Annotated in this window: 8 protein-coding genes; 6 read left to right on the top strand and 2 right to left on the bottom strand. The window is 65.4% G+C overall.

The window, feature by feature from the left end; translation table 11 throughout:
* Window position 1 precedes the first annotated feature (1 nt).
* Window positions 2–2,416, bottom strand: coding sequence for a phosphoketolase family protein (locus ACVIIV_RS34695; protein WP_456748202.1), 2,415 nt, complete (start codon window positions 2,414–2,416; stop codon window positions 2–4).
* A gap of 210 nt (window positions 2,417–2,626) precedes the next feature.
* On the opposite strand from ACVIIV_RS34695, the gene ACVIIV_RS34690 reads away from it, so the two are divergent.
* The 4 genes from ACVIIV_RS34690 (at window position 2,627) to ACVIIV_RS34675 (ending at window position 7,005) form a co-directional block, all read left to right on the top strand.
* On the top strand, window positions 2,627–3,790 hold the full coding sequence (locus ACVIIV_RS34690) for a PA0069 family radical SAM protein (RefSeq protein ID WP_456748201.1): 1,164 nt from the start codon (window positions 2,627–2,629) through the stop codon (window positions 3,788–3,790).
* A 23-nt stretch (window positions 3,791–3,813) separates the two neighbouring features.
* Window positions 3,814–4,269, top strand: coding sequence for a VOC family protein (locus ACVIIV_RS34685; protein WP_456748200.1), 456 nt, complete (start codon window positions 3,814–3,816; stop codon window positions 4,267–4,269).
* A gap of 78 nt (window positions 4,270–4,347) precedes the next feature.
* Window positions 4,348–5,235, top strand: a complete 888-nt coding sequence (locus ACVIIV_RS34680) for a ribonuclease HII (RefSeq protein WP_456748199.1) — start codon at window positions 4,348–4,350, stop codon at window positions 5,233–5,235.
* 261 nt (window positions 5,236–5,496) lie between these two features.
* Entirely contained in the window at window positions 5,497–7,005 is a 1,509-nt protein-coding gene (locus ACVIIV_RS34675; protein WP_456748198.1) for a glycosyltransferase family 39 protein, read from the top strand.
* Window positions 7,006–7,158: 153 nt separating this feature from the next.
* Here the strand turns inward: ACVIIV_RS34675 and ACVIIV_RS34670 are convergent, their stop codons facing one another.
* Window positions 7,159–7,965, bottom strand: coding sequence for a uracil-DNA glycosylase (locus ACVIIV_RS34670; RefSeq protein ID WP_456748197.1), 807 nt, complete (start codon window positions 7,963–7,965; stop codon window positions 7,159–7,161).
* Between the two features lie 237 nt (window positions 7,966–8,202).
* On the opposite strand from ACVIIV_RS34670, the gene ACVIIV_RS34665 reads away from it, so the two are divergent.
* Window positions 8,203–9,864, top strand: a complete 1,662-nt coding sequence (locus ACVIIV_RS34665; protein ID WP_456748196.1) for an electron transfer flavoprotein-ubiquinone oxidoreductase — start codon at window positions 8,203–8,205, stop codon at window positions 9,862–9,864.
* Between the two features lie 288 nt (window positions 9,865–10,152).
* Window positions 10,153–11,949: a tetratricopeptide repeat protein gene (locus tag ACVIIV_RS34660; protein WP_456748195.1), complete on the top strand. Its 1,797-nt coding sequence runs from the start codon at window positions 10,153–10,155 to the stop codon at window positions 11,947–11,949.
* Window positions 11,950–11,954: the final 5 nt, after the last annotated feature.

Below are 11,954 nucleotides of genomic sequence, written 5' to 3'. Positions count from 1 at the left end.
GCTAGTCGCCAGCCTCAGTCGGCGTGTTGCCGCCGGCGCTGTTCGGCCAGACCCAGTCGCGGATCTCGGGCATGTCCTCGCCATGCTCGCGGACATAGCGGGAGTGCTCGATCAGTCTGTCGCGGAATTGCTGCTTCACCTGCGCGGCCCTGGTCGCAAGCCCAGGCACGCGCTCGATCGCCTCGATGGCGAGGTGATAGCGGTCGAGCTCGTTCAGCACGACCATGTCGAAGGGCGTCGTCGTGGTGCCTTCCTCGGCAAAGCCCCGCACATGCATGCCGGCATGGTTGGTGCGATTATAGGTCAGCCGGTGAATGAGATAAGGGTAGCCGTGATAGGCGAAGATCACAGGCTTGTCTGATGTGAACAGGCCGTCGAAGTCGCGATCGGAGAGGCCATGCGGATGCTGCTCCTTAGGCTGCAGCGTCATGAGGTCGACGACGTTGACGACGCGGATCTTCAAGTCCGGCAGCGCCTTGCGCAGGAGGTCGACGGCGGCGAGCGTCTCCAATGTCGGCACGTCGCCGGCGCAGGCCATGACCACGTCGGGCTCGCCCTTTCCGTCCTCCGTTCCGGCCCAGGTCCAGATGCCGATGCCGGCATCGCAATGCGTCGCCGCATCCTGCATCGAGAGCCATTGCGGCGCCGGCTGCTTGCCGGCGACGATCACGTTGATGCGGTTGTAGGTGCGCAGGCAATGGTCGGCGATCCACAGCAGCGTGTTGGCATCTGGCGGGAAGTAGATGCGGACGATGTCGGCCTTCTTGTTGGCGACGAGGTCGACGAAACCGGGGTCCTGATGGCTGAAGCCGTTATGGTCCTGGCGCCAGACATGCGAGGTCAGCAGATAATTGAGCGATGCGATCGGGCGGCGCCACGGCAGGTCGTGCGTGACCTTCAGCCATTTGGCATGCTGGTTGAACATGGAATCCACGATGTGGATGAAGGCCTCGTAGCAGGAGAAGAAGCCGTGTCGCCCCGTGAGCAGATAGCCCTCGAGCCAGCCCTGGCAGAGGTGCTCGCTCAAGACTTCCATCACGCGGCCATCTTGCGCGAGATGCACGTCGTAAGGCTCGACCGGCTCCATCCAGACGCGTTCGGTGGCTTCGAACACCGCGTCCAACCGGTTCGACGCCGTCTCGTCCGGGCCCATGATGCGGAAATTGCGCTGTTGCGCATTGAGGCGAATGACGTCGCGCAGGAATCTGCCGAGCTCGCGCGTCGCTTCGGCTACGGTGCCGCCGGGCTGCGGCACCTCGGTTGCGAAGCTGCGATAGTCGGGCAGCTTCAGCTCTTTCTTCAGGAGGCCGCCATTGGCATGTGGATTGGCGCCCATGCGCCTGACGCCTTCGGGCGCGAGCGCCTGAAGCTCGGGAATGAGCGCGCCGTTCGCGTCGAACAGCTTTTCGGGCTCGTAGCTGCGCATCCAGTCCTCGAGCACCTTGAGGTGCGCCGGATTCTCGCGGCAGCTCGCGACGGGCACTTGATGCGCGCGCCAAAAACCCTCGACCTTCTTGCCGTCGACCTCCTTCGGGCCGGTCCAGCCCTTCGGGCTGCGCAGCACGATCATCGGCCAGCGCGGCCGCTCGACGCTTGTGCGCCCGTCACGGGCGTGCTGCTGGATCGAGCGGATGCTGGCGAGCGCGACATCGAGTGCATCCGCCATGGCGTGGTGCATCAATTTGGGATCATCGCCCGCGACGAACAGCGGCTCATGGCCGAACCCATGGAAGAGATCGCGGATCTCCGCATCTTGCATCCGTCCGAGCACGGTCGGATTGGCGATCTTGTATCCGTTGAGATGCAGGATCGGCAGCACCGCGCCGTCATGGGCCGGGTTCAGGAACTTGTTCGAATTCCAGGACGCGGCCAACGGGCCGGTCTCGGCCTCGCCGTCGCCGACCACACAGGCGACGATCAAATCAGGGTTGTCGAATGCCGCGCCATAGGCGTGCACCAGCGCGTAGCCGAGTTCACCGCCTTCGTGGATCGAGCCCGGCGTTTCCGGCGCCGCATGGCTCGGGATGCCACCGGGGAAGGAGAACTGCCTGAACAGCTTGCGCAATCCGTCCGCATCGCGCGCGATGTCGGGATAGATCTCGCTGTAGCTGCCTTCGAGATAGGTGTTGGCGACCATGCCCGGGCCGCCATGGCCGGGACCGCAGACATAGATCACGTTGAGGTCCAGCGCGCGGATGACGCGGTTGAGATGGGCGTAGATGAAGTTCAGGCCGGGCGTCGTGCCCCAATGGCCGAGCAAGCGCGGCTTGATGTGCTCGGGCCGTAACGGCTCGCGCAGTAGCGGATTATCGAGCAGATAGATTTGCCCGACGGAGAGGTAGTTGGCGGCGCGCCAATAGCGATCGAGCAGATCGAGGTCGGCGGTCGCGGCGGCCGTTTTTTGTTGAATTGTCATGTTCCTGTCGGCTTTCACCCAGCGATCGTCACCAACTTTGTTCCGGCACGATCGATCCCTGTGCGGGATCAAACGAAATCGTCGTGACGGGCGTGTTGCGTGAGGTCAAAGGCGCGCGCCCGAAATTTAGGCGGCTACTTTGCATGGGGTTGTTTTCACGTTTTTTGTTTGCGTTCTTGATTTGTTCCGCATGCGTGCTATCTTGGCCTCATGAGTCCAGCATCCTCTCATGCTCTCAAGCACCCGCCGGTCACGGCGCCCTCCGAGCCGGCGGGTGCGCCTTCAGATTTCCCCGAGCTTGGCGTCGCCATCGACCGCGCGCGCCGGCGAGGGCGGGGCGCACAATCCAACGCCAGCGGTCGCTACGAGGCCGAGGCGCGCGTCGCTTTCGATGACGGCTGGCAGAGCCTGGAGGAGCTGCCGCCATTCAAGACCACGGTCGGTGTGGACACCTCGCGCAAGGTGATCACCCGGAACGATTCCCCCGACATCGGCTTCGACCGCTCGATCAATCCGTATCGCGGCTGCGAGCACGGCTGCGTCTACTGTTTCGCGCGGCCGACACATGCCTATCTCGGCCTGTCGCCGGGGCTCGACTTCGAGTCAAAATTGTTTGTGAAGCCCGAGGCGCCTTCGCTGCTGGAGAAGGAGCTCGCCGCACCCGGCTACGAGCCGCGGATGATCGCGATCGGCACCAACACCGATCCCTACCAGCCGATCGAGCGCGAGCGCAAAATCATGCGCGGCATCCTCGAGGTGCTGGAACGCGCCGGCCATCCCGTCGGCATCGTCACCAAATCGGCGCTGGTCGTGCGCGACATCGACATTCTCCAGCGCATGGCCAAGCGCAACCTCGCCAAGGTCGCGATCTCCGTGACCTCGCTCGATCCGAAGCTGGCGAGGACCATGGAGCCGCGGGCCTCGACACCGCCGAAGCGGCTGGAGGCGCTGAAGCAGCTCTCGGAGGCCGGCATTCCCACCACCGTCATGGTCGCGCCCGTGATCCCCGCGCTGAACGATTCCGAGATCGAGCGTATCCTCGATGCCGCCGCCCATGCGGGGGTCAAGGAAGCCTCCTACGTGCTGCTGCGGCTGCCGCTCGAGGTCCGCGATCTCTTCCGCGAATGGCTGATGACGAACTATCCGGACCGCTATCGCCACGTCTTCACCCTGATTCGCGACATGCGCGGCGGGCGCGATTACGATGCGAAATGGGGCGAGCGGATGAAGGGCACCGGCCCGATGGCCTGGACCATCGGCCGCCGCTTCGAGATCGCTTGCGACAGGCTCGGCCTCAACAAGCGGCGCTCCAAGCTGACCACGGACCACTTTGCGCGGCCGAAGCGGAACGGCGATCAGCTCAGCCTGTTCTGACCGGGAAGGTGGAGAGGCATAGCATGAATCAGGAACTCGCCGTGCCGGTGCCGCGACTGACCGTCATTACGTTAGGTGTGAGCGACATCCGTGCCAGCATCGCCTTTTACGACGCACTCGGCTTCTCGCGCCGGCTGAAGGCGACCGGCGAGGCGGTCGCGTTCTACGACACCGGCGGTCCGGTGCTCGCGCTTTATCACTGGGATCGGCTCGCGGCCGACGCATCCTTGCCGGACCGGCCGAGGCCCGCGACCTTTCGTGGCACGACGCTGGCCTGGAATTGCGCGACACGCGAGGAGGTCGATAAGGTGCTGGCCTTCGCCATCGGGAAGGGGGCCACCTTGCTGAAGGCGGCGCACGAGACCGATTACGGCGGCTATTGCGGCTATTTTGCCGATCCCGACCGACATGTCTGGGAGGTCGTGGTCGCGCCCGGCATCGAGGTCGGCGAGGACCGGCGGGTGCATCTGGCGGAGTAGGGGCGGCCAGCCTGAATAACGGGAATTATCCTGGGTTCCCGGTTGCGCTGTCGAAGCCCCTTGCGCACGATCCCGGCCATGATTCGGGACAAGTCCGCCAAGAACCCAGCCAAAGACGCGCCAAAGAAGGAGGCGGCGAAGAAGGCCGCGCCCGCCAATGAGGCCAAGACGCCCGCGGCCAAAACGTCTGCAGTCAAGGCGTCTGCAGTCAAGTCTCCGAAGGTTGCTGCCGGCAAGAAAGGTATCATTGCCATTGCTCCCCCCAGCTTCCGCCGCGAGCGCGCGCTGATCAAGCGCGGCGTCTGGCCGGTCGCCGGCTGCGACGAGGCCGGCCGCGGCCCGCTGGCGGGTCCCGTGGTGGCGGCAGCGGTGATTCTCGATCCCGACCGCATTCCGCGCGGCATCGACGATTCCAAGCGCCTGACCGCCGAGGAGCGCGAGAAGCTGTTCGACAAGATCTGCGCCACCGCGCAGGTCTCGGTCGCCGTCGCCTCGCGGTCGCGGATCGACCGCGACAACATCCTGCGCGCCTCGCTGTGGGCACTGAAGCGCGCCGTGGTGGCGCTGCCCGAGGCGCCCAGGCACGTCTTCGTCGATGGCCGCGACCGGCTCGACACGGAATGCGATTGCGAGGCGGTGATCGGCGGCGACGGCATCGTGCTGTCGATCGCCGCGGCATCCATCGTCGCCAAGGTCACGCGCGACCGGCTGATGTGCGCGCTGGCGCAGGACTGCCCCGGCTATGGCTTCGAGCAGCACAAGGGCTATGCCGTCCCCGAACATCTCGACGCCCTCGACCGCCTCGGTCCGTCCATCCACCACCGCAGCTTCTTCGCCCCCGTCGCCGCCGCCCGCGCCAAGCACATGCCCTGGACCGTCGAGCCGGAGCGGGACCTGTTCTCGGTGACAGAGGTCGAGGTGCAGGTGGAAGCCAGCGTCGAGATTAACGCGGCGGCAAATGTCTAACGACTCTCTCCGCTGCCTCTTTCGCCTCTCCCCGCGTGCGGGGAGAGGCCGGAATGCATCGAAGATGCATTCCGGGTGAGGGAGAGTCTCCACGAGTCCATCTGTCACGGTGATTGCCGATGCAGCCCCTCACCCCGATCCTCTCCCCCGTAAGAACGGGGAGACGAGCACACCGAAGTTGCCACGACGCGCAGCGCCCATTATCAAAACGGATGTGAGCGAATAGGGCCGGCTGGACTGGCTGCATCATTCGGACGTTGCATGCGGTTTACCTCCCTGGTCATCGAGCTCATTCGCGCCCGGCCCCGGCTGATCGTGTGGATTGTCGTGCTGCTTCAGGCCGCGATGTGGCTGTTCGTGGCGCTGGTGTTCTACCGCAGCCCGCCCGGCGACCTTGCGACGCTGCTGGCCTTCGGCCGCGAGTACCAGGTCGGCACCGATCTCGGCCCGCCGCTGCCGGTCTGGCTTGCCGACATCGCCTATCGTCTCGCCGGCGGCCACATGTTCGGCGTCTATGTGCTCGCCGAGGTCTGCGAGATCGCGACCTTCATCGCGCTCTATCATCTCTCCCGCGCCGTGGTCGGCTCGCAGCAGGCGGTGCTCGCCGTGCTCCTGACCATGACTGTGCTGACCTTCTCCTCGCCTGGGCTGGATTACGGCCCGCTCGTGCTGGCCCGCCCTCTCTGGGCGCTGCTGCTGCTGCACTCCTGGCAGATCATCGGCCAGCGCCGCGGCAATGCCTGGTTCGCCTGGTCGATCGAAGCAGGCCTTTTGCTGCTGACGACACCCGCTGCGATCTTTCTCCTCCTGCTGATCGTCGTCTTCGCGGTCTCGACCGCCGGCGGCCGCAGGACGCTGCGCGGGCTCGATCCGCTGTTTGCGCTGATCGTCGTCGCCGTGTTGGCGCTGCCCTATGCGGTCTGGCTGACGCGTGCCGGGACCTTGACGCTGCCGGCCTTGCCGCAAGTCGCCGAGCTCAACGCCCGCGCGCTGCATGCGGCCTGGCTGCTCGGAGGGTTGGTGCTCGGGGCTGCCGCGATCCCGGCGCTGACCTTTCTCAACACCGGGCTGTTCGCCGGCAAGGGCGAGGAGCCGCCGATCATCTACCGCCCGCCGGTCGAGCCGCTCGCGCGCAACTTCGTCTATTTCTTCGCGCTGGCTGCGCCGCTCGGCGCGGTGCTGATCTCCGGCCTGCTGGGGCTCGACTCCGTCGTCGGCGGCGCCGGTGTCGTGCTAGTCATGTCGGGGCTTGCCGTGGTCGTCGCGGCCGGCGATCTCATCGCGATGCGCCGCGCGCGGATGCTGCGCATGGTCTGGGCTGCCGCCGTCGTCGCACCCGCCGCCGGCGTGGTGCTCGCCGTCCTGTTCCTGCCCTGGACCGGCACAGGCGAGATTGCGACCTCGATCCCGGCGCGCGCGATCTCGGACTTCTTCGACGAGAGCTTTGCCCGCCGCACCAACCATCGTCTGCGGGCCGTCGCCGGCGAGACCCAGCTCGCCAGCCTGATCGCGCTGCATTCCGGCCGGCCGCATCTCTTCATCGACGCCGATCCGGCGCGTACGCCGTGGATGAACCCGACGAAGTTCAGCGAGACCGGCGGCGTCGTGGTCTGGCGCGCCTCCGACACCGCCGGCACTCCGCCGCCGGAGATCCTCAAGCGCTTCCCCGGCATCGTGCCGGAAGTGCCGCGCGCCTTCGAATGGCTGGTGACCGGCCGCCAGCAGCTCTTGCGCATCGGCTGGGCCATCGTGCGACCGAAGGGGGCGTGAGGTAGTTCTCGTGCCCTGGACGCTGCGCAGCGCCTCTTCGGCGGTGCGCTGCAGAGCCGGGGCCATCTCGCCGCATCATCCTGTGTTGCTCGCTGGGTCTCGGCTCTGCGAAGCAGCGCTATCGCGCCGCATCGCGTCCGTGACACGAGAGCATCATCCCGCCAGCGCCTTCGCGATCGATCGCAGATCCTGCCAGGCCAGCCGCTTGTACGCCGGCGAGCGCAGCAGATAGGCCGGGTGAAACGTCGGCAGCGCGCGGATGGTGCGCCCACCTGTATCGTAGTCGAACCAGCGCCCGCGGGTGCGCATGATCCCCTCGCGGGTTCCGAGCAGAGTCTGCGTCGAGGGATTGCCGAGCGTCACCAGCACGTCCGGGTTCACCAGCTCGATCTGGCGCTGGATGAAGGGCAGGCAGATTTGCGTCTCCTGCGGCGTCGGCGTGCGGTTGCCGGGCGGCCGCCAGGGAATGACGTTGGCGATGTACGCGGTGCTGCGGTTGAGGCCTATGGCTCCTATCATCAGATCGAGCAGCTTGCCGCTGCGTCCGACGAAGGGCAGTCCCTCGATGTCCTCGTCGCGGCCGGGCGCCTCGCCGACGAACATGATGCGCGCCTGCGGATTGCCGTCGGCGAACACCAGCCGCGTTGCGGTGTGCTTCAACGCGCAGCCCTCGAAGTTCTGCATCAGCTCGCGCAGCGCCTCCAGGGTCGGCGCAGTGCGCGCCGCCTCGCGTGCCGAGGCGATGGCGACGTCCGGTGCAGGTGCGGCTTCGCCGCGCATGACCGCGGGCGCGGCGACCGGCCGCGGCGCCTCGGCTGGCGGCGCCGCGCGCGGGCTAGGTGGCGGAGCATCGATTTCCGCCAGGCGGTCTATCGGTTCCTCCGCCAGCGTGCAGTCGACACCGGCCTCCAGATAGAAGGCGAGCAGCTCTCGGACGGTGGGTGCGGGTTCGGGGATCATGTGAAAGTCTGACTTTTATAGCATAGCGTTTTCAAGCGAAGTGGACACCGGTTCGCGTGAAGAAAACGCGTCAAAAAATGATCGGGACCTCCCCGGTTCTGGCGTACCAGAACCGGGGAGGTCCCGTTTGGACGACCTTGCATCCCGGCGGAACGCGATTCCGAGGTTGTCCTACCCGGAAAAATCGGAAACAAGAGGGCGCAAACGACGAAGGACCGTCTCAAGGGCTGAGATCAGATGAGCACCGAAGAACTTCCCCCGCGCGAATCCATGGAATTCGACGTCGTCATCGTCGGTGCCGGCCCCTCGGGACTGTCGGCCGCGATCCGGCTGAAGCAGCTCAACGCCGATCTCAACGTGGTCGTGGTGGAGAAGGGCTCCGAGGTCGGCGCGCATATTCTCTCCGGCGCTGTCATTGACCCGGCCGGGCTCGACAAGCTGATCCCGGACTGGCGCGAGGATCCTGACTGCCCGTTGAAGACGCAGGTCAAGGACGACCGCTTCTACTGGATGACCGGCGGCGGCGCGATCAAGCTGCCGAATTTCATGATGCCGCCGCTGATGGACAATCATCACTGCTATATCGGCTCGCTCGGCAATGTCTGCCGCTGGCTGGCGCGCAGGGCAGAGGCGCTCGGCGTCGAGATCTATCCGGGCTTTGCGGCGGCCGAGGTGCTCTACGACGAAGAGGGCAAGGTCAAGGGCATCGCCACTGGCGACATGGGCATCGGCCGCGACGGCAAGCCGAAAGACTCGTTCACTCGCGGCATGGAATTGCTCGGCAAGTACACGCTGTTCGCCGAAGGCGCGCGCGGCAGCCTGACCAAGCAGCTCATCAACAAGTTTGCGCTGGATGCCAAGAGCGAGCCGCCGAAATTCGGCATCGGCCTCAAGGAAGTCTGGCAGATCGATCCCGCCAAGCACCAGAAGGGCTTGATCCAGCATTCGTTCGGCTGGCCGCTCGACCTGAAGACCGGCGGCGGGTCGTTCCTCTATCACTACGACGATAATCTCGTGGCAGTCGGCTTCGTCGTCCACCTCAACTACGACGACCCTTATCTCTCGCCGTTCGACGAGTTCCAGCGCTTCAAGACACACCCGTCGATCCGCGGCACCTTCGAAGGGGCCAAGCGGCTCGCCTATGGTGCGCGTGCGATCACCGAGGGCGGCTACCAGTCGGTGCCGAAGCTCAGCTTCCCCGGCGGCGCGCTGATCGGCTGCGCGGCCGGCTTCGTCAACGTGCCGCGCATCAAGGGCGTGCACAATGCGATGGGCACGGGCATGCTGGCCGCCGAACATGTCGCAGCCGCACTCGCGGCGGATCGCGCCAATGACGAGCTCGTCGAGTACGAGAACGCCTGGCGCTCCTCGTCGGTCGGCAAGGATTTGTTCCTGGTCCGCAACGTCAAGCCGCTGTGGTCGAAGTTCGGCACGGTGCTCGGCGTCGCGCTCGGCGGCTTCGACATGTGGTGCAACACGCTGTTCGGCGCTTCGCTGTTCGGCACCCAGTCGCATCTCAAGCCCGACCGAGCCACGCTCGATCCGGCCAAGAGCCACGCGCCCAGGAATTACCCGAAGCCCGATGGCAAGATCACGTTCGACAAGCTGTCCTCGGTGTTCCTGTCCAACACCAATCACGAGGAGGACCAGCCGATCCATCTGAAGGTCACCGACATGAACCTCCAGAAGAGCTCCGAGCACGACGTCTACGCCGGTCCCTCGAATCGCTACTGCCCGGCCGGCGTCTATGAATGGATCGAGGAGGGCTCCGGCCCACGCTTCCAGATCAACGCCCAGAACTGCGTCCACTGCAAGACTTGCGACGTGAAGGATCCTAACGGCAACATCACCTGGGTTCCCCCGGAGGGCGGCGGAGGCCCGAACTACGAGGCGATGTAAGGGCGGGTCACGCTGGTGATCTGGCGCACGTTCGCGTGAGAAGCGGGCCGCGGCCACCTGTCGCGGCCACGATAAGGCCATAGTAGCGGCGTCTTGGGCGCTCTTGGCGGATTCATTGGGCCGGTTTGGGGCGTGCGGGGGGATCTCCCGGTCCGAATCCTTGCGGCGAAGCGCCAAAAGCGGCATTGTCGGCCTGACGGTTCCGGGTCCCGATGCCACCGGCCGCGTTCGCATGCGATACGGCCTTCTGCTGCAAACCCAGGCACTACCAACTCAAGGCGAGCCCTGATGTTTTCAAATCGTTTCAACCGCTGGACTGCTGCCGCCATCGCCCTCATAGGTACCGCGATCGTGGCGGCCCCCAGCGCGGTTCTGGCGCAGACGCCGGATCATCCGGAGAACACGGCGGCGCAATTTCCGACTAGAAACGATCTGAAGTCGCTCACCGGTGCCGGCAGCTATCTCGCCGCCCGCCACGCCAGCGTCGAGCGTGACGCGGCGTCCGCCGCCGCATTCTACCGTTCGGCGCTCCGCACCGATCCCAAGAACAACGAGCTGCTCGACCGTGCCTTCATCTCGTCGGTCGCCGACGGCGACATCGACGAGGCGGTCAAGCTCGCCGAGCGTATCCTCACCATCGACAAGACCAACCGCGTCGCGCGTCTCGTGGTCGGCGTGCATGACCTCAAGCTGAAGAAGTATGCGGCCGCGCAGACCAACATCAACCAGTCGATCCGCGGTCCTATCACCGATCTGGTCGCGACGCTGCTGTCGGGCTGGGCCGCCTATGGCGCCGGCGATGCCAAGGGCGGTGTCGCCACCATCGACAAGCTGGCCGGTCCGGAATGGTATCCGCTGTTCAAGGACCTTCATGCCGGCATGATCCTGGAGCTCTCCGGCAAGGAGAAAGACGCCGGCACCCGCTTCGAGCGCGCCTACAAGCTCGACGATTCCATGCTGCGCGTGACCGAGGCCTATGCGCGCTGGCTGTCGCGCAACAAGGATTCCGCCGCCGCGACCACCGTCTATCAGGCCTTCGACAAGAAGCTTGCGCGCCATCCGCTGATCCAGGAAGGCCTGCGCGAGACCAAGGCCGGCAAGAAGATGCCGCCGCTGGTCGATTCCGCGCAAGGAGGCGCCGCCGAAGCGCTCTACGGCATCGGCGCCACGCTGACCCGCCGCGGCGGCGAGGATCTGGCGCTGGTCTATCTCCAGCTTTCGCTCTACCTGCAGCCGAGCCATCCGCTGGCGCTGCTCTCGCTCGCCGACCTCTATGAATCGGTGAAGCGGCCGAAGATGGCGATCAAGGTTTATGAGCGCGTGCCGGCGACCTCGCCGCTCAAGCGCAATGCGCAGATTCAGCTCGCCATCGATCTCGACTCCGCGGACCGCACCGACGAGGCGATCAAGATCCTCAAGGGCGTCACCACGGAGGATGCCAAGGACCTCGAAGCCATCATGGCGCTCGGCAATATCGAGCGCGGTCGCAAGAGGTTCGGCGACTGTGGCGCGACCTATTCGCAAGGAATCGACGTGCTGCCGGCCGGCAACGACAAGGCCAACAGCGTCTGGTACTATTATCGCGGTATCTGCGAGGAGCGCTCCAAGCAGTGGGCCAAGGCCGAGGCCGACATGAAGAAAGCGCTTGAGCTCCAGCCCGACCAGCCGCATGTCCTCAACTATCTCGGCTATTCCTGGATCGACCAGGGCATCAATCTCGACGAAGGCATGAAGATGATCAAGCGTGCCGTCGAGCAACGTCCCGACGACGGCTACATCGTCGATTCCCTCGGCTGGGCCTATTACCGCATCGGCAATTACGAGGAAGCGGTGAAGAACCTCGAGCGCGCGATCGATCTCAAGCCCGAGGATCCCACCATCAACGACCATCTCGGCGACGCCTATTGGCGCGTCGGCCGCACGCTGGAAGCCAAGTTCCAGTGGTCGCATGCGCGCGATCTCAAGCCCGAGCCGGAAGAACTGCCGAAGATCGAGGCCAAGATCGCCAACGGTCTCGCCGACGACAGTTCGAACTCTTCGGCCGCGCAGGCGGAAAAGAAGAAGGACGACGGCAAGGGCGGCTGAGAGAG

The sequence above is a fragment of the Bradyrhizobium sp. USDA 4354 genome (assembly GCF_054060315.1).
This window is presented reverse-complemented; position numbering and strand designations above follow the sequence as displayed.

Coding starts and splice junctions, on each gene's coding strand:
- ACVIIV_RS34695 (WP_456748202.1), bottom strand. CDS start 2,416: ATGACAATTCAACAAAAAACGGCCGCCGCGACCGCCGACCTCGATCTG.
- ACVIIV_RS34690 (WP_456748201.1), top strand. CDS start 2,627: ATGAGTCCAGCATCCTCTCATGCTCTCAAGCACCCGCCGGTCACGGCG.
- ACVIIV_RS34685 (WP_456748200.1), top strand. CDS start 3,814: ATGAATCAGGAACTCGCCGTGCCGGTGCCGCGACTGACCGTCATTACG.
- ACVIIV_RS34680 (WP_456748199.1), top strand. CDS start 4,348: ATGATTCGGGACAAGTCCGCCAAGAACCCAGCCAAAGACGCGCCAAAG.
- ACVIIV_RS34675 (WP_456748198.1), top strand. CDS start 5,497: ATGCGGTTTACCTCCCTGGTCATCGAGCTCATTCGCGCCCGGCCCCGG.
- ACVIIV_RS34670 (WP_456748197.1), bottom strand. CDS start 7,965: ATGATCCCCGAACCCGCACCCACCGTCCGAGAGCTGCTCGCCTTCTAT.
- ACVIIV_RS34665 (WP_456748196.1), top strand. CDS start 8,203: ATGAGCACCGAAGAACTTCCCCCGCGCGAATCCATGGAATTCGACGTC.
- ACVIIV_RS34660 (WP_456748195.1), top strand. CDS start 10,153: ATGTTTTCAAATCGTTTCAACCGCTGGACTGCTGCCGCCATCGCCCTC.